Below are 19,838 nucleotides of genomic sequence, written 5' to 3' on the forward strand. Positions count from 1 at the left end.
TATTTAACCAAAAAGCAACTCTGTTCTGAATTCCGGACTCCACAGAGCAGCTCGTCGTTTCCCTGCGATGCTATCCTTCTTGCCCATATGTTGCCGTATTAAGCTAAGACATGCCCGGTTGAATAACGCCAGGTGTGTAGCACCTGTTGGGTCACCGATCTTAAGCTCGTCTTCTCGAAACACCACATCCAAAACCCAATGCAGTTGATTCTCCACAGCCCAATGATCCCGCACGATACCGGCAGCCTGCTCGGCATTAACGGGCAATGAGCTTGCGTACCAGCGTGATGAGCAAGCAGTGGTGTTTTTCACACACCGTTCGCTAGCGACCTCAATGAAAGTCTGGACATGCGGCCATTTTTGCTTGAGTTCTTTGGGTAATTTGGCCTTCATTTGCATCACAGTACGCTTTTCCTCACGTCCGTGCCCGCGGTTAATCTGCTCGAAAGTGGCCAGTTCCGGATTTTCATACTGTTCGGCGAAACAAGTTTTTACATGCTGACTTAAAGTAGGCTGATTTCCCTTTAACTGGATCACAAAATCGCCTTTACCTTTAATCACCGCTTTCATGGTGTCGGCCTGGCAGTGTAATGCATCCAGTGTGACCACCGCATTGTCCAGTGTGAGTGCGGCAATAACCTGACGCGCCACGTCCCCCTCATGTCCTTTACTGTCTGAGCTCCCTTGATAAAGCGCAACGCCATTACCTACATCAAATGCACTCACCACATGTAGGGCTTTGCTGGCATCGTCGCGCCAGGCTCCGCGCATCGTCTTACCGTCCAACGCAATAACTTGTTTCCCTTGTTGCTTACGCTGGTCGTTAATCCAGCCAAATACAGCTTTCAGCAACACTTGAGTATCCAGCGCCTTGATAATGGTAGCGATACAGTGCCGTCTTGGAATACCATTAGCAAATCCACGATGTTGACGCAGCCATTCAAGCTGTAAGTCGCCAAATTGCTGAATAGACTTCCATCCATCAGCACCGCTGAGCACGGCAGCTAGAGTGAGGAAAATGACATCAATCAGGTCATGCTTTTTATTGATATCGTTGCGGTGGTCGGTGATGATTTCCAAGTGTTTTAATAAGCTCATGTCAGTCTTTAATGAAATGAAAACTGATCTGATCGTACAAATCAACCAGAGTTCCATGGTGCTTATACCAATAGCTGATCAATAAAGCGGTTGCTATACCAAAAAGTTAGGATCCCGCCCTGATATCAGAACTCTTCGACAGCACACTTTCATTGGGATCAGCTAGTATAATATTCAACGCTATCTGCGGATATGCCGCAGAAAAGGTTTGCCAAAAATTATTTAACGGCCCACTTCCAATATTAATAGGTGCCACCACTTTTAATGGACCTTCAGGGTCATTTATTGTGGCATCAAGATTGATTAATTTTTGGCTTAAATCGTTTACAGTGTCTGCACACTCACGATAGTAATCATTGCCGCTAGATGTCAGCATTAAGCCTTTATTACTGCGATGGAACAGCTCAACTCCCAAACTTTTTTCTAACTCAGCAATCCTTCGCGACACTGTCGCTATTGTCATGCTAAGACATTTGGCGGCTCCCGAAAAACTCCCTTTTTCAGCAGCAGTAATAAAAATTCGCAGATTATCCAGCATTGCTTCTCATATTTGCAAACGGGCTTTTCATTATGAACCATACCGGAGAAATATGTAAACGCGTAACATCGCCCTTCTATAATAAGAGGAGAGAAAGAAATGAAGCATCGTGTGGTTTTTGCAGTAATGATATCCCTAATACTGACGTTTTTTATGTCAGCATGGGTAACATTTTTAAATGTAGGTATTATCGAGAATTTCTTTGAACTTTGGATGCATGCTTGGTTTTTAGCGTGGCCAGCAGCAGGGATTATCTCCTTTGTCTGTGCCCCAAGGCTTCACTCACTTGCACATCAGCTAATTAACATGAATCAAAATGAGTAGAAGCAGTTCGGAAGTTATTCCCTTCGCGGCCAGACGCGAATGTACGTAGGGATAGGTTGCAAATATTTTTACAATAAGTGAAGATTTCTTAGCCGAACTTTTGATGCAAGGATGCTCCAGCAGAGCCATTAAAGATGTTTTTACGATTTTCTTTCAGGGTTTTGGATGAGAAATTTTTACTTATTTCTCGAGCTGCTGAAATTTCACCCATTCATGCTCTTGTCCTGCCACTACACGATATAATCTCGAAGCAGCCGTTTAGACTCATTGTAGAGATCAAATTATAGTGGTCGGGGGTTAATCGATAGGCCATAAGCCAATATTTTCTCTGTGACTTCTGGGATCACACCACCGTTGGCATCAGAACGCTGCTCTTGGTAATTCACCGTATCACTGATATGACTGACAATGGTAGTCACAGCGCTTTGCCCCTACCATTGCGCCTTAATTTGCTTCAGAATGGTAATTTTATAATCAGGAGACTTCCATGGCATTTACTGTAAATAGTTATTTCGACGACAACGTACGCTCAATTGCTTTTGAATCGGTCAGCGGCCCGTGTACATCAGGCGTGATGGCACCCGGCCAATATACATTTTCTACCAATACCCACGAAGTAATGAAAGTCATGGAAGGAGAGCTGGTGGTTCGTCTTCCGCAAAGCGATGAGTGGCAATCTTTTCCTGCTGGTACCCAGTTTGCTGTAGATGCCAACCTATCTTTTGATGTAAAGGTGTCCACCCCCACTGCATATCTTTGCTTTTATAGCTAACGGAATTATCGGCGCCTTCGCAATGGTCGTTGGCGCTAACTTAAATAAAACCTGTCCGGCCATTATTTTTCGCCTAAAACCCCCTACTCTCATACAGTGTCCACCGGATTCGGATTTCGCTATAGTGCCTGAGTGACAGGAAGTCACGGTTTTAGAAACTAAGGACATACTATGACAAATCAGACAGATTTATTTGAGCTGACTGGCGAAGAAATGCAGTTGGTCACAGGTGGGAGCGCTCTTGCTGCAGGAATAAAGGGCGGCATGACTGGCGCTGGTGTTGGAGGTGCTCTGGGAACAGGCGGCGCATTGATGGCCGCGGCGAACGGTGCCCGATGGGGCATGATTGGTGGCGGTGCAGGTGCGTTTGTCGGCGCGGCAGTCGGCCTTATAGTTTACGCCTACTATTAAGGAGTGAACAAATGAGAACACTGTCGCATCATGAAGTTGAAGAAGTATCCGCGGGCTCAATGGCGTCTAAGGCGGCAATGGGCGGGTTAGACGGTTTCGCCGGCGGATTTACCCTCGGCGCCTCGGTAGGTTTTGTTGGCGGTCCAGCGGGAGCATTAGTAGGTGGTATGATTGGCGGGATGCTTGGCACTATTGGCGGCGTCTACGTCAGTTTCCACTAGTCACTTCCGCTCATTTTTCAAGTTCGTATATAGGCGGGCGTACTTTGCCCGTCTACAACGTAATTAAGGTACGGGAGATGACTGATAAAAAACTTTTTCGGCCCAGTTCATTAGTCTGCTTCATTTGCATCATTCCTGGAACAGTCAATTTACTGACTGAAAACATAATGATTAAAGCCATTGCATTAGCCTTCATCATTTTATTATTGGGATTCGGCTGGAAAATTGACAAGCAAAGATGAATGAAGGATTTGGTCGTACAGCCGTGCAAATTTTCAGATGGATTAATTTATAGCGCTATTTAAGCTAACAATCAGAATGTTAACCACGTAACACAGAAAATTGTATATCCCCACCAGTGGTGGTAGAATTCGCCGCCCTCGAAATTCGAAGGCACAGTTGCGTAATGCGTTACCAGCTGTCCAGATGGATTTTGGTCGCAAAAATCCATACTACACTTAATTATATTATTGGAGACATTCCATGTCTGATGCAATTTTTAAACTGGATGCTCAAGTCCGTACTGACCTGGGGAAAGGTGCGAGCCGCCGCCTACGTCATACTGACAAAGTACCTGCTATTATCTATGGCGGCGATGAAGCGCCACTTGCTATTACTTTGGACCATAACAAAGTAAATAATGCTGCTGACTTTGAAGCATTTTACTCTCACGTTCTGACTCTGAACATTGATGGGAAAAGTGTTGAAGCGCTGGTTAAAGATATGCAGCGTCACCCGTACAAGCCAAAAATTACCCATATTGACTTTCAACGTGTAATTGCTGGTCAGAACGTACACACTAACGTACCTCTACACTTCGTTAACGAAAGCAAATGTAAAGCTGTTAAAGAAGAAGGCGGTATCGCTGAACATCATGTCAATGAAATTGAAATCACTTGTCTACCTAAAGACCTGCCGGAGTTCATCGAAGTTGACATGGCTGGTGTAGAAATGGGTCAAACGCTTCACCTTTCTGATCTGACTCTGCCTGCAGGTATTACTTCTGTAGAACTGGGTAAAAACGATGAAGCGCATAACCTAGCTGTAGTAACTGTTAAGCCTGCTCCTAAAGCACCTGCTGCTGATGAAGACGAAGCTGAAGAAGGTACTGAGGAATAATCAGCTTGCCTGATATTCGTCTTATCGTGGGCCTGGGAAATCCAGGCCCCGAATATGAAAATACTCGACACAATGCCGGCGCATGGTATGTGCACCAGTTGGCGAACCATTTTCATACTTCATTAATCCCAGAAAGCAAATTCTTTGGAAAAACCGGGCGTATCTCTATAGCCGGTCAAGATGTTCGTCTTCTCTACCCTACTACCTTTATGAATCGAAGTGGTCAGGCCGTTGCCGCCATAGCAAACTTCTATCGTATTGAGCCAGAACAGATAATGGTTGCTTTTGATGAGCTTGACCTTCCTCCTGGTGTGGCGAAATTTAAGATAGGTGGTAGTTCTAGTCAGAATGGTATTCGCGATATTGTCTCAAAAATGGCTAATAATAAAGACTTTCTGCGTTTACGGATCGGCATTGGACATCCTGGACATAAAAGTAAGGTCACCGGCCACGTGTTAGGTAAGCCGCCCGGTAATGAAAAAGAAGCTATCAACAGCGTAGTTGATGAAGCAATACGTTGTACTGATATTCTTCTTAGTGACGGTCTCACACCCGCACAAAACAGGCTTCACTCCTTCAAAGCCGAAGTTTCCAAATAAATAACGAATTAAGGATCCATCATGGGTTTTAAATGTGGCATTGTCGGCCTGCCAAATGTGGGTAAATCGACACTTTTTAATGCGCTGACCAAAGCCGGTATCGAAGCGGCAAATTTCCCGTTTTGTACAATTGAGCCAAACACTGGCGTGGTTCCTGTGCCGGATCTTCGTTTAGATAAACTGGCTGCTATTGTAAAACCACAACGGGTTGTTCCTACAACTATGGAATTTGTAGACATTGCCGGACTAGTAGAAGGCGCGTCCAAGGGTGAAGGGCTAGGTAACAAATTTTTGGCTAACATTCGTGAAACTGATGCTATTGGTCATGTTGTAAGATGTTTTGATGATGACAATATTGTTCACGTTGCCGGTAAAGTCAGTCCAATAGATGATATCGATATTATCAACACCGAACTGGCCTTAGCTGATTTGGAAGCCACTGAAAAGGCTCTGTTGCGAGTTGCTAAACGCGCAAAGGGTGGCGATTCCGAAGCGAAGTATGAAATTAAAGTACTGGAAAAAATTAAGCCTCACTTAGACGAAGGTAAATTGTTACGGTCTTTGGAGTTAACCAAAGAAGAGTACGCTGCTATCAGTTACATGAATCTGCTCACATTAAAGCCTACCATGTATGTGGCTAACGTAAGCGAGGAAGGATTCGAAAACAATCCTTATCTGGATCAGGTTCGCGCCATTGCTGAAACAGAAAACGCAGTCGTTGTTGCTGTTTGTGCTGCTATAGAATCAGAGATAGCTGAACTTGATGACGATGAAAGAGCCGAGTTTATGGAAGACATGGGCTTGGAAGAGCCTGGTTTGAATCGCGTGATCCGCGCAGGCTACAATTTGCTATCTTTGCAAACTTATTTCACTGCCGGTGTAAAAGAAGTGCGAGCCTGGACCTTTCCTGAAGGCTCGACTGCTCCGCAAGCAGCGGGAAAAATCCATACTGACTTTGAGAAAGGGTTTATTCGAGCGGAAGTTATCGGCTACGATAACTTCGTTCAATATAATGGCGAGCAGGGTGCCAAGGATGCAGGAAAATGGCGCTTAGAAGGTAAAGAATATATTGTTAAAGACGGTGATGTTATTCATTTCCGATTCAATGTCTAATTGAGTAATTAAAGAGAAAGCCCCGCCTGCCTTAGTCGGGGCTTTTTTGTTAGTCCAAATCGTAGTACATTTCTCAACGCATATTTCCTTTTTCCTGTATTCCCATAAAACGGTTATAAAAGAAGGTTTTCCATTTACTGCAAGGGCACATTTTCATGACGCGTCGCGTAATCAGATATCTCTCTCTCTTACTAAAGACAAGTACGATTGCCGGAGGACTGTTTTTTCAACATCAAAGTTTCGCCGAGAATGAGGAACACTGGTACACCGTTCCGCAATCAGATTTGGTGTATATGCAAACTAACCAGGGCGCGGTTGTGGTGGCGCTGACCGATGCCATTGCCCCGCACCATGTATCTCAGTTTAAAACGCTGATTCGACACCGGTTTTATGACAACCGCTACTTTTATCGGGTAATTGAAGGGTTTGTTGCTCAGGCAGGAACCAACGGTACTCATGATCCCACAGAATATACCAATCGTATTGCTGCGGAATTTTCAGCATCTTCAGTAGAAGGCTTTTACGAAGTAGAGCGCCCTGCTCCATTTGCTCCCGTTAGCGGTTTTATAAACGGTTTCCCCGCAGCCACCACAGTAACCCGAGAATCTTATTGGCTGGCAAACTGTCCTGGCGCCCTGGCTATGGCCCGTGACAATAAGAAGGATTCCGCTGACACTGAATTTTATATTGTGATTGGTCAGGCACCTCGTCATTTGGACCGGAATATGTCGGTATTTGGGCGAGTGATGGATGGGATGGCAGCACTGCAGAAATTGCCTCGGGGAGAAGCTGAAAACGCGGGGGTAATAAAAGATTTTTCAGAAAAAAGTGAAATCCTCTACGTCAGGCTCGGTGAAGATTTACCGAAGTCTGAGCAACGCCACTTCCGTATACAGCTACCCAGCCATCCTCAATACCAGAAGAAAATCGCGACGGCCAAAGAACTGGATAATCCTTTCTTTGTGGATAAGCAACTCGCTCCTCGCCCTATAGATATCTGCTACTATCAAACAGATGTTGAGGAAGTTTACAGCCCCAAATAGTCAAAATACTGTTACTGCACCGGCTTTACAGGTGATTTATTCTGCAAAGCGTTTAATTTTTCGCCCCGCAAGCTCACATATTAGGCAGTTAAAAAAAGTTGTCAAAAAAGGGGTTGACGACCCTGGGTCATATCAGCATAATACGCGCCACTCCTCAAGGGGAGTGAACAACACGGAGGCTACGTAGCTCAGTTGGTTAGAGCACATCACTCATAATGATGGGGTCGCAAGTTCGAATCTCGCCGTAGCCACCAACACACAACCCATTCATTGGGTTTTTTATTGTGTGATGTTATGCGGAAGTGGTGGAATTGGTAGACACGCTGGATTTAGGTTCCAGTGCTTCACGGCGTGAGAGTTCAAGTCTCTCCTTCCGCACCAGTGTTGGGGTATAGCCAAGTTGGTAAGGCAGCGGGTTTTGATCCCGCGATTCGTTGGTTCGAGTCCAGCTACCCCAGCCATTTTTCCTGCATAATTGTAATATCTACAGTTATCTTCTGGGGTATAGCCAAGTTGGTAAGGCAGCGGGTTTTGATCCCGCGATTCGTTGGTTCGAGTCCAGCTACCCCAGCCATATTTTCAAAACGCCGGTCTTTCGATCGGCGTTTTTGTTTTTGCTTTACAGGCATAGCAAAGGTCGGCAGACTAACTTCCAAAATTTTATAAAAATCATCAATTAAACGGGAATTATACGTGATAAACGAGATAGTCTCTGCGGTGAACAATGTATTGTGGGGCGATGGTCAGGTTCTCATCGTCATGCTGCTGGGTTGTGGCATCTGGTTTACCTTGCGTTTGGGTGGCGTTCAAATCCGTCACTTTGGTCACATGTTTACTTTGCTGCGAGGAAGTACTACTTCCACCAAAGAAGGCATTAGCTCATTTCAAGCCTTATGTACCAGTTTGTCTGCTCGGGTGGGTACCGGCAACCTTGCAGGTGTAGCAGTAGCCATTTCGTTAGGAGGCGCAGGCGCCATTTTCTGGATGTGGGTAATTGCCTTGTTAGGAATGGCCACTGGCTTTGCTGAAAGCGTTCTGGGTCAGCTTTATAAAGTTAAGGATGAAAATGGTGAATTTCGCGGTGGGCCTGCTTATTACATTAAACAAGGATTAAATAAAACCTGGCTGGCGGTGGCATTTTCTCTCTGTTTGTTCTTTGGCTACGGCTTTGTCTTTAGTGCGGTTCAAGCCAACACCATTACTGATGCTTTAAACAACGCGTACGACATCCCTACGCTTTACTCTGGAATTGCTATTATTCTCTTAGCGTCACTGATCGTTGTGGGCGGTTTGCGCGGTATTGCGCGCTTCGCAGAATGGGTAGTGCCCTTTATGGGGATCAGCTATGTTGCGGCGGCGCTGATTATCACCTTCATGAACTTATCATTGGTTCCGGATGTGCTCTATAACATTGTGACCTCTGCTTTTGGGCTACAGGAAGCGGGTGCCGGAGCATTAGCCGCGGCAATAAAGAACGGCATCCAACGCGGCTTGTATTCCAATGAGGCGGGGTCGGGAAGTGTACCTCATGCTGCTGCCAGTGCTGCCCCCTTCCCTAACCATCCAGTTTCCCAAGGATATGTGCAAATGCTTGGAGTCTTTTTAGACACCATGGTTCTATGTACTGCCACAGCATTTATTATTCTTTTGGCTGGCGGTTCGGCTTCCGGTCAGATGGAAGGTATTGGCATGACCCAGGCAGCGATGAGCGCACATATTGGCGATAGCGGAACGGCTTTTGTTTCTGCGGCGATTTGCTTTTTTGCTTTTACTTCTGTCGTGGCCAACTATGCTTATGGCGAAAGTAATCTGCACATGTTTAAACTGGATAATAAGCTCGGACGAATAGCATACACAATTGGCTATCTCGGCATGATCCTCTGGGGCTCTGTGGCTGCCTTACCACAGGTATGGGCAATGGCGGATATGGCTCTGGGTCTTATGACCGTCATCAATATTATCGCCATTGTATGGATGACGCCGACCATTGTATCTATCAGTAAGGACTACTTTGGCAAACATGCTAAAGGTGAAAAACCTGAGTATAAAACCGGTGATTGCGAGATTCAGGGAGAATCGGAAAAAGGCATCTGGTAATACTTAATGAAAAACGGCAGATAACTATCTGCCGTTTTTCATTTACATGTCTCTTCTCTAACTACGATCTCTGCCACTCATCGTTCTACCGCGCTTACCCTCTGAACATCATCATAATAAGTTGAAGAACCAGCATTATCATTATTAACGGCCAAATCCAGCGGGAGATCTTAGATGCTGTCTCGCTGCTCACCCGAAGCTTTGAACGCTCTAAAAGAGGAATAACAATAATCAGTGCCAGAAAAAGTATACCTAACAGTATCAGGACTTCCATTCATTCATCCCCAATGCGTAACGTAAAATCTGCTTTTTGGCAGGCGTGGCATGTTGGGTAAATTTCAACATGGCTTTTCTCAACCATTTAACTGGGGGTATATCGTTGCTAAACAAGAGATAAAATCCGTCCATTGCTGACATCATTAGTAAGTTGTCGCGCTGTCTGGGCTTCTCATACTCTTTCTTAAGAAGCTGAAAATCAGCTTCGGCGCCAGTACCTGCCATTTTTGCAGTCAGCTTCAACAATACATTTACGTCTTTAAAACCGAGATTGACGCCCTGCCCGGCGAGCGGGTTAATAGTATGAGCCGCATCACCTACCAAGATGACATTGGGCCTGATATATTCCGAGGCATGGGAGCGCGTAAGTGCAAAGGGGGCTTTGGCTATGACGGAAAAATCAGGAAGAACATCAGGAAATGCCCGAATAATTTCCTGTTTTAGCGCCTCTGGCGCCAACATTTTGAGCTTCGTTATTGTAGCGGCATCGTCGTACCATACCAGCGAGCCGAAATTATCATACATTGGCAGGAACGCTCTGGGTCCGCTAGAATGAAACTCTTGCCACGTCCAATTTTCAACTTTATCAGCCAACTCAATAGTAATGCCTAGTGCCTGCTGCGAATACTGCCACCCGGAATGACCAATTGCTGCTTGCTGTCTGACCAGCGAACGGGCACCGTCGGCCCCAACTAACCATTTGGCCGTAAGGGAATGTCCGTTATCCAGGGTAATCTCGCAGTGCGAATGAGGAACAACGCGGCACCCGTCTATCTTTGCGCCGGTGATCCAACTGAGATTCTCTGCGTGTTTTGCGGCTTGATAACAACCTAGCTGGATGAGACGATTTTCGACAAAATAGCCTAACTGAGGTTCATTTACCGATGCGGCGGAAAAATCGGTTCGGCTCTCAGGCGACTCCCACACCGACAATTTATCGTATGCGCGCAGCCGCGTTTGCTGAATATGTGTCCAGGCACCGACTTCCCGTAATAATTTTACCGAGGCCATATTGATAGCAGAAACACGCAGATCTGGCGGTTGCTCAGGAGAATGCCCCTGCGGCATCGCCTTCTCAATCACCGCCACGTGATACCCCTGCTGGACTAATCCCGCTGCTAATGCAGCACCGACCATTCCCCCACCGTTAATACAAAAATCGTACATAGCTTCTCCCGCGCGTAATGCGTCATTATGACGCAAAGCTGATTGCGCTGTCATGAATACCGTTACTTCTTTTGTGATAGATCACTTTAGCACCGTTGGCTAAGCCTTTGGGCCGCTAAGCCGCCGGTACCCATCATAGTTATGGTTCAAACGCTGCTGAATGGCACAAGTAATCGCTGGGCAAAGCGTGCGAGAACAGGTAAAATATGCAGCTATTTTGAACATCGACCAGCACGTGCTCAACCTTTTCGAAACCAGGGTTTCGTCCGGACGCTGTCTTACGTCCTTTTCCCGGTGCTGGCTTACTAGGGTAATAATGTCGCTGCTATGACTAAGAAGCTGTATATCAAGACCTGGGGCTGTCAAATGAACGAGTATGACTCGGAAAAAATGGCTGACCTGCTGGATTCCACGCATGGATACGCGCTGGCCCAAGAGCCGGAAGACGCAGATGTGATTCTACTGAACACCTGTTCCATTCGTGAAAAGGCACAGGAAAAGGTATTTCACCAATTAGGGCGCTGGAAAAATCTCAAAAAGAATAAACCTGATCTTATTATTGGTGTCGGCGGCTGTGTTGCATCACAGGAAGGTGACGTTATCCGTCAGCGCGCGCCCTTTGTCGATTTGGTTTTTGGACCGCAAACATTGCATCGTCTACCGGAAATGATCAATCAGATCAAAAATGGTGAGAAAGCAGTGGTTGATATCAGCTTCCCGGAAATCGAGAAGTTTGATCGTTTACCTAGTCCTCGCGCTGAAGGACCCACTGCATTTGTTTCGATTATGGAAGGCTGCTCAAAATACTGTAGTTTCTGCGTAGTACCTTACACGCGGGGTGAAGAAGTCAGCCGGCCCGTAGATGACGTACTGTTAGAAATTGCCCAGCTCGCCGAGCAGGGCGTGCGTGAAGTGAATCTGTTAGGGCAAAACGTAAACGCCTTTCGTGGTGAACACTACGACGGTACCATTTGCCGTTTTGCAGAATTACTCGAACTTGTATCCGCTATTGATGGCATCGATCGCATTCGTTATACCACATCGCATCCGGTAGAGTTCACGGACGATATTATTGATGCGTATGCCAGTATTCCCGAACTGGTAGATCATCTTCATCTACCGGTACAAAGCGGATCCGATCGTATATTGAACCTGATGAAGCGCGGCCATACCGCACTTGAATATAAATCAAAGATTCGCAAGTTGCGAAAAGTGCGTCCAAATATCAGTATGTCTTCCGACTTTATTATTGGCTTTCCCGGTGAAACCGATACCGATTTTGAAGCCACCATGGATTTGATTCAAGCGATTGACTATGATCTCAGCTTTAGTTTCATCTATAGTGCGCGCCCGGGTACGCCGGCTGCCGATGCAGTAGATGATGTTACTGAAGACACGAAAAAGCAGCGTCTGTATTTATTACAGCAAAGGATTAACCAACAGGCACTTCGCATTGCCCGCAACATGGTCGGCACTGAGCAACGAATTCTGGTTGAAGGCCCTTCTAAAAAGAACCCAATGGAGCTGTCTGGTCGTACTGAAAATAATCGTGTGGTAAATTTCGAAGGCACTCCCGATATGATTGGGGAATTCCTCGATGTCAGAATTACAGATGTATTTGCCAATTCCCTGCGCGGTGACGTAGTTCGCCGGGAAAGTGAAATGGGGTTGCGTGTGGCAGTTTCGCCCCAATCTATTATGGCAAAGCATAAGATGGAGCAGGCAAACACATTAGGTGTTAACCAGTTCCTTCCCACCGCCTAATTTTTTTGCGAGGATAGTAGAAACTTGAGTACATTGGTCAGCAACGAAATAGCCCTAGAACCTGAAGACAATAAACGTTTATCCAGCCTGTGCGGCCCGTTTGATGATAATATCAAGCAAATTGAACGCCGTTTGGGGGTGGAGATTACCTACCGCAACAACGCTTTTAAAGTATTGGGCGATGCACAACAAGCCAACGGCGCGGCGGAACTACTCAAGCTATTGTACATTGAAACTCAGCCCGTTAAAGGAGTGATTCCCAGCTTAAGTTCCGAGCAGGTGCATTTGGCTATTCAAGAAGCCAGGTGCCTGGAAAGAGAGGAATCCTCTCCCTACGCAAAAGAAGTCACGATAAAAACCAAACGTGGTGTCATCAAGCCTCGCAATCCCAATCAGGGCCAGTATGTTGCGAACATTGTAAATCATGATATCAGCTTTGGTATCGGCCCCGCCGGAACCGGTAAAACGTATTTGGCTGTTGCCTGCGCAGTAGATGCTCTTGAAAGACAGGAAATTCGCAGAATTCTCCTAACCCGTCCGGCAGTTGAAGCAGGCGAAAAGCTGGGGTTTCTACCTGGAGATCTTTCGCAGAAAGTCGACCCGTATTTACGCCCTCTTTACGATGCATTATTTGAAATGCTCGGATTTGAGAAAGTTGAAAAGCTTATCGAGCGGAATGTTATCGAAGTGGCACCACTTGCTTATATGCGTGGGCGTACGCTTAACGATGCCTTCATTATTCTGGATGAAAGTCAGAATACAACGGTAGAGCAGATGAAGATGTTCCTTACCCGTATTGGCTTTAATTCAAAAGCGGTCATCACCGGCGACATTACTCAGGTAGATTTACCTCGCGGTGTGCGCTCGGGCTTACGTCACAGTATTGATGTGCTGAATAAGGTGCCGGATATCTCTTTTAATTTCTTTACGGCTAACGATGTGGTTCGTCACCCGGTTGTGGCGCGAATCGTTCAAGCGTATGAAGCCTACGATGCTGAACAGGAAAAGCTCCGCCTTGCGAAGAAAGAGGAAGCACTGCGCGAAAATGCACAGGCCAACCAATCGAATAACGACGAAAATAAGAACAACTCCAGTTCGTGACCGCCATTATTGATCTGCAGCAGGCGTATGAACAGCCAGATGAAGCGCTTGCTGCCGTACCCGCTTTCGATGATTTACAAACCTGGGCCGACTGCGCGTTTGCGGCCCTTAATCTGCAAGATCTGGAGTTTACTGTTCGCATTGTTGATGAAGAAGAGTCGCAGTCGCTTAACTTTCAATACCGCAATAAAGATAAATCGACGAATGTATTGTCGTTTCCTTTTGAATGCCCGCCGGGTGTTGAATTAAACCTACTGGGCGATCTAGTAGTTTGCGCGCCGGTTATTTTGAGAGAAGCGCAGGAGCAAAACAAGGACACCGACAATCATTATGCACATATGATAATCCACGGCCTGTTACATTTACTGGGCTATGATCATATTGAAGATGCCGATGCCGAGGAAATGGAAGCTTTGGAAATTGCTATTTTGTCACAATTAGGGATTGACGACCCTTATCAAGAGCATTAACGTTGCTGTTGAACGAATAATTAAACGGATACTATGAGCGACGATAACCCCCACTCTACCAACGGCTCTTCGAGCAAAAGTTGGTTTGAAAAAATGCGCCTGACTTTTTCTGGAGAGCCGAGAAGTAAAGAAGATTTGGTCGATGTCATTACTGACGCCGAATTAAGAGAGGTCATTGATCCCCAAACCCGAGAAATGATTGAAGGGGTTATTGGAGTCAATGAAATGCGGGTCAGGGATATTATGATCCCGCGAGCGCAAATGACGACTATCGACATTAACCAGAAGCTCGAAGAATTTCTGCCAATGATGCTCGAAACCGCTCACTCCCGTTTTCCTGTCATCAGTGAAGATAAAGATCATATTGAAGGCATTCTGCTTGCCAAAGATTTGCTCAACTTCATGTTTAATTCTGATACCGATTTTCAGCTACGGCAGGTTATTCGCCCCGCAGTGATTGTGCCTGAAAGTAAACGTGTGGATGTCCTTTTAAAAGAATTCCGGCAACAGCGTTATCATATGGCTATCGTAGTTGACGAATATGGCGGTGTGTCAGGACTGGTTACAATTGAAGATATATTAGAGTTGATTGTTGGTGAAATTGAAGATGAATACGATACCGAAGACGACGGCACCGACGATATCCGCCCACTAAATAAATATACCTATTCGGTTAAAGCGTTAACCCCAGTGGAAGATTTCAATACCTTCTTTGAAACCCAGTTTAGTGAAGAAGAAGCAGATACCATTGGCGGCATTGTGTTAAAAGCGTTTGGTCATATGCCTTCAACAAATGATGAAATCGTTATTGGCGACATCCATTTTAAAATCTCAAATTCGGATAAGCGTCGGTTGTTGCAGCTCAAAGTCACCATTCCTTCTTTGGAGTAACTGGCGCTGAAAGGCATGATCCCGTATTTGTTGGTGCTGTTAAGTGGCGCCAGCCTCACATTTGCTTTTGCTCCCTTTTCTGCGTGGCCTGTAACCTTTCTTGCAGTGGCAGTTGCCGTGCGGCAGTTATTGCGAACGCCGGGCAAGGGTTTTCTTTGCGGCTGGCTTTTTGGCCTTGGCTGGTTTGGCGCAGGCATTTCCTGGGTCCACGTCAGTATTGCCGATTTTGGAGGCCTGCCATTAATTGCATCGGTGGGCGCAATGGCATTGCTTTGCGCTTATTTGTCCATTTATCCAGCACTTGCTTTCTATTTTACAAAACGTTTTTTCCCCAGCCGGCTTTGGCCGTTGGCTATGCCTTTCTTCTGGATGCTTCTGGAATGGGTAAGAAGCTGGATGTTAAGCGGTTTTCCATGGTTGTCTTTAGGATATAGTCAAATTGACAGCCCGCTAAATGGCTGGTTGCCCGTTATTGGAGAGACCGGCGTGACCGCGCTGGTAATTTTGCTTGCCAGCGCCGTCGCTGTTTTGCCTCTGTTTCAACGCTGGCCTGCGTTAGTTGCCATTTACTTTATTGCGTTTAGCAGCGGTTGGGCAGTTAATCAATACAATTGGGTTGTCCGTGATAAGCAGTACCAGGTGGCAATGGTACAAGGAAACATTCAGCAGTCTTTACGCTGGGTTCCTGAACATGATGAACCCACAATGCAGAAATATCAGAACCTCACCGCTCCGTTATGGGATGCCGATCTGATCCTGTGGCCAGAAGCCGCGGTACCCAAGCTTGAAAATCTAGCGACGCCTTTTCTTACCGACCTGAACGAGCAAGCGGTAGAGCATAATACCGCTTTAATTACTGGTATTGTAAATTTCAACTGGGAGTCCAGTGAGGCTTGGAACAACCTGATTGTCCTGGGCAAAAAACATCGTAGTGATGAATTCGGCGATTATTCTTATTTTCACAATAACCGTTATTCTAAGCATCATCTTCTGCCTATCGGTGAATTTGTACCTTTTGAAGATTTGCTCAGACCACTGGCGCCGTTATTCGACCTTCCTATGTCGTCGTTTTCGCGGGGCGGATATCAACAAACCAATCTAATAGCCAATGGAATTTATCTGGCCCCTGCTATCTGTTTTGAAATTGCTTTTCCCCACCAGGTTGCTGCCAACTTACATGAGAACACCGATATGATATTGACGGTGAGCAATGATGCGTGGTTCGGGCATTCACATGGCCCTGCCCAGCATCTTGAAATCGCTCGAATGCGCGCGAAGGAGTTTGGCCGACCGGTACTGCGCGCCACCAATAACGGCATTACCGCATTTATAGATTTTCGCGGTAACATTACGTCTCGCTTACCGCAGTTTGAAGCCGGTAGCCTTCGTTCACCAGTGATAACTACACGCGGTTTCACCCCTTACCGCTACTGGGGCGACTACGCTGTCGTGATGTTGACTTCAATGCTTGCTCTCATTGCGCTTTACTTAAAAAGACGCGCAAGCTGAAACGGCCCTAAGTACTATTAGCTTAACCCGAGAGATCCTTACACTTACCGCATATGCACTGTACCGCAGTGAAAATGCGTTGTTAAAGTACGAAAAAATTTCCCCTCTAATTACTGATGAAGAAAGGAAAACCAATGAAGCGGTTAATGATGCTACTCTTCCTCGGCGTAACTTCAAGCGCCTTAGCTAAAACCACAGTTCTCACCGCCGATCGTTTGGTGGATGTGGAAGGCGGTAACCTTGTGAAGAACGCAGTGGTCATCGTAGAAGATGATAAAATTATTGCTGCAGGAACCGCAAAGGAGGTCGTAATTCCCCCAAACGCCGAATTAATCGCGCTTGGCGATCATACGCTTATGCCGGGCCTCATGGATATGCACGTTCATTTAACCAGTAACGCCACCGATCACGGCTACAGAAGTTTGGCAGTTTCACTTCCTCGCGCCACGATTAACGGCGTCAAAAATGCTCAGCTAACCTTAATGGCAGGTTTTACCACGGTACGCAATGTAGGCGCCCCAGGCTTCGCCGACGTTGCGCTTCGCGATGCCATTAATAATAACGATATTGCCGGGCCCAGAATGTTCGTATCCGGCCCCGCTTTGGGAGTTACCGGCGGTCACTGCGATAATAACCTGCTGCCTTACGAGTTCCACGATACCGGCGAAGGTGTAGCAGACGGACCGTGGGAAATCAGAAAAATGGTGCGCAGGAATATTAAATATGGGGCAACCGTCATAAAGTTTTGCGCCACAGGTGGCGTACTTTCTAAGGGTACAAAGGTAGGTGCACAACAATATTCTCTGGAGGAAATGAAAGCACTTGTAGAAGAAGCACACTTGCGCGGCTTAACGGTGGCAACCCATGCACACGGCACGTCGGGAATTAAAGATGCTATTCGTGCAGGGGTTGATTCGGTGGAACATGTAAGTTTGTTGGATGATGAAGCCATTAAGATGGCATTAGACAAAGGAACGTACTTCTCTATGGATGTCTATGTTACTGAATATATACTCAACGAAGGAGAAAAGGCGGGCATTTTAGAAGAAAGTCTGGCGAAAGAACGCCTTGTCGGCTCTCAGCAACGAGAGAACTTTCGTAAGGCTGTCGACGCTGGTATAAAGCTGGTATTTGGCTCTGATGCAGGTGTTTATCCTCATGGCGATAACCCTAAACAATTTGCACGAATGGTGAAATTTGGCATGACACCCATGCAAGCAATTCAAGCAGCAACCATCAACTCGGCCACCTTACTGAAACAACAGGATTCGCTAGGCAGTGTGAAGCCCGGAAAGTTAGCCGATATTGTAGCGGTAAAAGGTAATCCGATGGAAGATATGTCGTTGATGGAAAACGTAGGTATGGTGATGAAAAAAGGCCGGATTATAAAATCTCTCGCTATGTGAAAAAAAATCAGTTTTTTCTCTTGAAAGACATTTAAGCAATACCTATATATGGATTGTCGGTGCTTCATAGCAAGGCCGACAACAATGCCGCCGTTCGTCGGGGCCATTTTATAACATGTTGCTTAATATTTTGAGGATATGACTATGCGTACTATCGATCTTTCTCCCCTTTATCGTTCATTTATCGGTTCTGATCATCTTGCATCGTTAATTGATGCAGCAACTCGCGCGGAAAAGCAAAGCACTTATCCGCCTTACAATATCGAGTTATTAGCCGATGATAAATACCGAATTACTATGGCGATTGCGGGTTTCAGCAAAGATGATGTAACGATTGAAGTTCAGGAAAATACACTTAATATCACAGGTACGAAAAACGGTGAGGAGAAGAAAGCTGACGAACGTAAGTTTCTTCACAAAGGTATTTCCGAACGTAACTTCGAACGTAAATTCCAGTTGGGTGATCACGTGAAAGTGTTAGCCGCAGATATGGAAAACGGTTTACTTCACATTGATCTGGAGCGCGTTATCCCTGAGGCCAAAAAGCCTCGCCAAATTGAAATTGGTAGCAGCCGACTATTAGAAAACAAATAATAGTCCATACGCATTACAAACGGCGCCTTGGGCGCCGTTTGTTTATTCTTAGCTTCTAACTACCTCAGTCAGCTATTTTAGTATATTGCGCGATTACCTACGTAGGGGTCTACGGCTTGAAAGAGCTACAACGTAGACACTACAATGATGACAGTAAAGGCGCGGCTTATCCCGGGCTCAGAACCGTTGCGAACACTAAGGTAAATGCTTAATAGAAGGAGATTCCAGAACAGATTTTCGAGGATGGTGTTCTCGAATCACAGCGGTACCAGCGAGATGATCATGAAGTCCCTGCTTCTTCTTGTCCCACCCAATCCAAAAGAATCCCAAGAACAAGGGAACGGTTGCTGGAATGTAAGCGAAGTAGCGGCCTATTGACTGGCGCAGGGTCATTTTCTTACCGGTTTTTTCATCCACAATCTTTAACTTTAATATCATTTTTCCTGGAGTGCCGAGAAAACGTTGCCAAAACCATAGCGTTAGCAGAACGGGAACAACATAAGAAATAATGCCATCCCACACACCATAATAAGCGGCTTCCCCGCTCCAATAGCGAGTGCCGTAAATAAGTGTAAGAGGTAGAGCTGTGAAAACAGAAAGCAGTAGCATATCTATGCAGACCGCGGTAAAGCGGATCCAGAAGCCCGCATATTCTTTATTTACCATGATAATGTCTTTCCACTTCAATCGCCATTAAGCTACTTTTACAGGTTTCACGCGCAGGTGAGATGCGTTTGCCTGAATAAGAACAATTTTTCAATGTGCGGTTAGATAAGCCCTTTCAGACGCGCTAACCCAAATGCATTGCATGACGTAGCATCTTTTATTTCACCCGCTTTTATTCGCTGTTCCAATTGCTGAATTGACAGCTTATGCGTAACTAATCCTTCTTCTTCGGGATCCAGATTTCTTTGCGTCATCGTCAGACCCCGCGCCACCCAGATATGATACCCCTGATTACAGAACCCGTACGCTAAATACTGGTATCCGACGTGAATAAGCTCATCGGCAATAAAACCGGTTTCTTCGCGCAATTCACCAGCAGCTAAAGCTTCCGGCGAGGCATCCGGCTTCTCTTCCCAAGCACCTTGAGGAAATTCCAGCTGACGTTCATTTATTGGGTAGCGGTATTGCTCTACCATATAAATGTCGTTTCTCTCTATCGGAATAATAATGGTGAAATCGGGCTTCTCAACTACCGAATACAAGCCTTTCGCACCGCTCTGCCGCCTAATTTCATCCTCCCGCAAGGTCATCCATTTATTTTGGTAAACCTTCCGTGTAGTGACAGTTTCTATTTCCCGTTGCTGAGGTACGTCTGTCAT

At 46.0% G+C, this 19,838-nt stretch carries 23 protein-coding genes and 4 tRNA genes; 20 read left to right on the forward strand and 7 right to left on the reverse strand.

The window, feature by feature from the left end:
- Positions 1–3 precede the first annotated feature (3 nt).
- Together CA267_RS02230 and CA267_RS02235 are read right to left on the reverse strand one after the other, a co-directional pair.
- Positions 4–1,098, reverse strand: a complete 1,095-nt coding sequence (locus CA267_RS02230; RefSeq protein ID WP_075607780.1) for an ISAs1 family transposase — start codon at positions 1,096–1,098, stop codon at positions 4–6.
- 106 nt (positions 1,099–1,204) lie between these two features.
- On the reverse strand, positions 1,205–1,636 hold the full coding sequence (locus CA267_RS02235) for a LysR family transcriptional regulator (RefSeq protein WP_075608984.1): 432 nt from the start codon (positions 1,634–1,636) through the stop codon (positions 1,205–1,207).
- A 99-nt stretch (positions 1,637–1,735) separates the two neighbouring features.
- Between CA267_RS02235 and CA267_RS02240 the strand changes: the two genes are divergently transcribed.
- Complete coding sequence (locus CA267_RS02240) at positions 1,736–1,960, forward strand: DUF2798 domain-containing protein (protein WP_075608983.1); 225 nt, start codon at positions 1,736–1,738, stop codon at positions 1,958–1,960.
- Positions 1,961–2,048: 88 nt separating this feature from the next.
- Here CA267_RS02240 and CA267_RS19105 read toward each other — a convergent pair whose 3' ends face one another.
- A complete protein-coding gene (locus tag CA267_RS19105; protein WP_269748477.1) occupies positions 2,049–2,171 on the reverse strand; it encodes a hypothetical protein in 123 nt (40 codons plus the stop codon).
- Between the two features lie 70 nt (positions 2,172–2,241).
- Positions 2,242–2,379 (reverse strand): hypothetical protein, encoded by a 138-nt coding sequence (locus tag CA267_RS02245; protein ID WP_170669007.1) that lies wholly within the window; start codon positions 2,377–2,379, stop codon positions 2,242–2,244.
- Positions 2,380–2,447: 68 nt separating this feature from the next.
- Between CA267_RS02245 and ppnP the strand changes: the two genes are divergently transcribed.
- From ppnP to CA267_RS02305, 12 genes are all read left to right on the forward strand, one after another.
- Positions 2,448–2,732 carry a pyrimidine/purine nucleoside phosphorylase gene (gene ppnP / locus CA267_RS02250; protein WP_075608982.1) on the forward strand — a complete coding sequence of 95 codons (285 nt, stop codon included), beginning with the start codon at positions 2,448–2,450 and terminating at the stop codon, positions 2,730–2,732.
- Between the two features lie 171 nt (positions 2,733–2,903).
- On the forward strand, positions 2,904–3,143 hold the full coding sequence (locus CA267_RS02255) for a hypothetical protein (RefSeq protein ID WP_075608981.1): 240 nt from the start codon (positions 2,904–2,906) through the stop codon (positions 3,141–3,143).
- Positions 3,144–3,154: 11 nt separating this feature from the next.
- The gene (locus CA267_RS02260) at positions 3,155–3,364 is read left to right on the forward strand and encodes a hypothetical protein (RefSeq protein ID WP_075608980.1); all 210 of its coding nucleotides are present in this window, start codon (positions 3,155–3,157) and stop codon (positions 3,362–3,364) included.
- Positions 3,365–3,847: 483 nt separating this feature from the next.
- Positions 3,848–4,483, forward strand: coding sequence for a 50S ribosomal protein L25/general stress protein Ctc (locus CA267_RS02265; protein WP_075608979.1), 636 nt, complete (start codon positions 3,848–3,850; stop codon positions 4,481–4,483).
- Between the two features lie 5 nt (positions 4,484–4,488).
- Positions 4,489–5,082, forward strand: a complete 594-nt coding sequence (gene pth / locus CA267_RS02270; RefSeq protein ID WP_075608978.1) for an aminoacyl-tRNA hydrolase — start codon at positions 4,489–4,491, stop codon at positions 5,080–5,082.
- A 21-nt stretch (positions 5,083–5,103) separates the two neighbouring features.
- Positions 5,104–6,195: a redox-regulated ATPase YchF gene (gene ychF, locus CA267_RS02275; protein ID WP_075608977.1), complete on the forward strand. Its 1,092-nt coding sequence runs from the start codon at positions 5,104–5,106 to the stop codon at positions 6,193–6,195.
- 155 nt (positions 6,196–6,350) lie between these two features.
- A complete protein-coding gene (locus tag CA267_RS02280) occupies positions 6,351–7,238 on the forward strand; it encodes a peptidylprolyl isomerase (protein ID WP_075608976.1) in 888 nt (295 codons plus the stop codon).
- A gap of 177 nt (positions 7,239–7,415) precedes the next feature.
- Positions 7,416–7,492 (forward strand) — tRNA-Met (locus tag CA267_RS02285).
- A gap of 42 nt (positions 7,493–7,534) precedes the next feature.
- Positions 7,535–7,619: transfer RNA gene (locus CA267_RS02290), tRNA-Leu, on the forward strand.
- A gap of 4 nt (positions 7,620–7,623) precedes the next feature.
- Positions 7,624–7,699 (forward strand) — tRNA-Gln (locus tag CA267_RS02295).
- Positions 7,700–7,736: 37 nt separating this feature from the next.
- Positions 7,737–7,812 (forward strand) — tRNA-Gln (locus tag CA267_RS02300).
- A 119-nt stretch (positions 7,813–7,931) separates the two neighbouring features.
- Positions 7,932–9,335: an alanine/glycine:cation symporter family protein gene (locus CA267_RS02305; protein WP_075608975.1), complete on the forward strand. Its 1,404-nt coding sequence runs from the start codon at positions 7,932–7,934 to the stop codon at positions 9,333–9,335.
- 261 nt (positions 9,336–9,596) lie between these two features.
- On the opposite strand, the gene CA267_RS02310 is transcribed toward CA267_RS02305, so the two are convergent.
- Entirely contained in the window at positions 9,597–10,832 is a 1,236-nt protein-coding gene (locus tag CA267_RS02310; protein ID WP_232367589.1) for an FAD-dependent monooxygenase, read from the reverse strand.
- Positions 10,833–11,105: 273 nt separating this feature from the next.
- Here CA267_RS02310 and miaB point away from each other — a divergent pair, with 273 nt between their 5' ends.
- The 7 genes from miaB (at position 11,106) to CA267_RS02345 (ending at position 18,513) form a co-directional block, all read left to right on the forward strand.
- The gene (gene miaB, locus CA267_RS02315) at positions 11,106–12,542 is read left to right on the forward strand and encodes a tRNA (N6-isopentenyl adenosine(37)-C2)-methylthiotransferase MiaB (RefSeq protein WP_075608973.1); all 1,437 of its coding nucleotides are present in this window, start codon (positions 11,106–11,108) and stop codon (positions 12,540–12,542) included.
- Positions 12,543–12,566: 24 nt separating this feature from the next.
- Complete coding sequence (locus tag CA267_RS02320; protein ID WP_075608972.1) at positions 12,567–13,643, forward strand: PhoH family protein; 1,077 nt, start codon at positions 12,567–12,569, stop codon at positions 13,641–13,643.
- Positions 13,640–14,113 carry an rRNA maturation RNase YbeY gene (ybeY, locus tag CA267_RS02325; RefSeq protein WP_075608971.1) on the forward strand — a complete coding sequence of 158 codons (474 nt, stop codon included), beginning with the start codon at positions 13,640–13,642 and terminating at the stop codon, positions 14,111–14,113. The genes CA267_RS02320 and ybeY overlap by 4 nt, the downstream gene beginning before the upstream one ends.
- 33 nt (positions 14,114–14,146) lie before the next feature.
- Entirely contained in the window at positions 14,147–15,004 is an 858-nt protein-coding gene (gene corC, locus CA267_RS02330; RefSeq protein WP_075608970.1) for a CNNM family magnesium/cobalt transport protein CorC, read from the forward strand.
- A 15-nt stretch (positions 15,005–15,019) separates the two neighbouring features.
- Positions 15,020–16,513: an apolipoprotein N-acyltransferase gene (lnt, locus tag CA267_RS02335; RefSeq protein ID WP_097349246.1), complete on the forward strand. Its 1,494-nt coding sequence runs from the start codon at positions 15,020–15,022 to the stop codon at positions 16,511–16,513.
- A gap of 134 nt (positions 16,514–16,647) precedes the next feature.
- Positions 16,648–17,919: a Xaa-Pro dipeptidase gene (locus CA267_RS02340; RefSeq protein WP_097349247.1), complete on the forward strand. Its 1,272-nt coding sequence runs from the start codon at positions 16,648–16,650 to the stop codon at positions 17,917–17,919.
- A 144-nt stretch (positions 17,920–18,063) separates the two neighbouring features.
- The gene (locus CA267_RS02345) at positions 18,064–18,513 is read left to right on the forward strand and encodes an Hsp20 family protein (RefSeq protein ID WP_075608968.1); all 450 of its coding nucleotides are present in this window, start codon (positions 18,064–18,066) and stop codon (positions 18,511–18,513) included.
- A 195-nt stretch (positions 18,514–18,708) separates the two neighbouring features.
- On the opposite strand, the gene CA267_RS02350 is transcribed toward CA267_RS02345, so the two are convergent.
- Positions 18,709–19,179 carry an RDD family protein gene (locus tag CA267_RS02350; protein ID WP_075608967.1) on the reverse strand — a complete coding sequence of 157 codons (471 nt, stop codon included), beginning with the start codon at positions 19,177–19,179 and terminating at the stop codon, positions 18,709–18,711.
- A gap of 101 nt (positions 19,180–19,280) precedes the next feature.
- Positions 19,281–19,838, reverse strand: coding sequence for an NUDIX domain-containing protein (locus CA267_RS02355; protein ID WP_075608966.1), 558 nt, complete (start codon positions 19,836–19,838; stop codon positions 19,281–19,283).

The sequence above is a fragment of the Alteromonas pelagimontana genome (assembly GCF_002499975.2).
Taxonomy (GTDB): Bacteria; Pseudomonadota; Gammaproteobacteria; order Enterobacterales; family Alteromonadaceae; genus Alteromonas; species Alteromonas pelagimontana.

Coding starts and splice junctions, on each gene's coding strand:
- CA267_RS02235 (WP_075608984.1), bottom strand. CDS start 1,636: ATGCTGGATAATCTGCGAATTTTTATTACTGCTGCTGAAAAAGGGAGT.
- CA267_RS02280 (WP_075608976.1), top strand. CDS start 6,351: ATGACGCGTCGCGTAATCAGATATCTCTCTCTCTTACTAAAGACAAGT.
- CA267_RS02260 (WP_075608980.1), top strand. CDS start 3,155: ATGAGAACACTGTCGCATCATGAAGTTGAAGAAGTATCCGCGGGCTCA.
- CA267_RS02310 (WP_232367589.1), bottom strand. CDS start 10,832: ATGACAGCGCAATCAGCTTTGCGTCATAATGACGCATTACGCGCGGGA.
- CA267_RS02340 (WP_097349247.1), top strand. CDS start 16,648: ATGAAGCGGTTAATGATGCTACTCTTCCTCGGCGTAACTTCAAGCGCC.
- CA267_RS02255 (WP_075608981.1), top strand. CDS start 2,904: ATGACAAATCAGACAGATTTATTTGAGCTGACTGGCGAAGAAATGCAG.
- miaB (WP_075608973.1), top strand. CDS start 11,106: ATGACTAAGAAGCTGTATATCAAGACCTGGGGCTGTCAAATGAACGAG.
- CA267_RS02240 (WP_075608983.1), top strand. CDS start 1,736: ATGAAGCATCGTGTGGTTTTTGCAGTAATGATATCCCTAATACTGACG.
- ychF (WP_075608977.1), top strand. CDS start 5,104: ATGGGTTTTAAATGTGGCATTGTCGGCCTGCCAAATGTGGGTAAATCG.
- CA267_RS02355 (WP_075608966.1), bottom strand. CDS start 19,838: ATGACAGACGTACCTCAGCAACGGGAAATAGAAACTGTCACTACACGG.
- CA267_RS02265 (WP_075608979.1), top strand. CDS start 3,848: ATGTCTGATGCAATTTTTAAACTGGATGCTCAAGTCCGTACTGACCTG.
- ppnP (WP_075608982.1), top strand. CDS start 2,448: ATGGCATTTACTGTAAATAGTTATTTCGACGACAACGTACGCTCAATT.
- CA267_RS19105 (WP_269748477.1), bottom strand. CDS start 2,171: ATGGGTGAAATTTCAGCAGCTCGAGAAATAAGTAAAAATTTCTCATCC.
- CA267_RS02350 (WP_075608967.1), bottom strand. CDS start 19,179: ATGGTAAATAAAGAATATGCGGGCTTCTGGATCCGCTTTACCGCGGTC.
- CA267_RS02345 (WP_075608968.1), top strand. CDS start 18,064: ATGCGTACTATCGATCTTTCTCCCCTTTATCGTTCATTTATCGGTTCT.
- CA267_RS02230 (WP_075607780.1), bottom strand. CDS start 1,098: ATGAGCTTATTAAAACACTTGGAAATCATCACCGACCACCGCAACGAT.
- corC (WP_075608970.1), top strand. CDS start 14,147: ATGAGCGACGATAACCCCCACTCTACCAACGGCTCTTCGAGCAAAAGT.
- lnt (WP_097349246.1), top strand. CDS start 15,020: ATGATCCCGTATTTGTTGGTGCTGTTAAGTGGCGCCAGCCTCACATTT.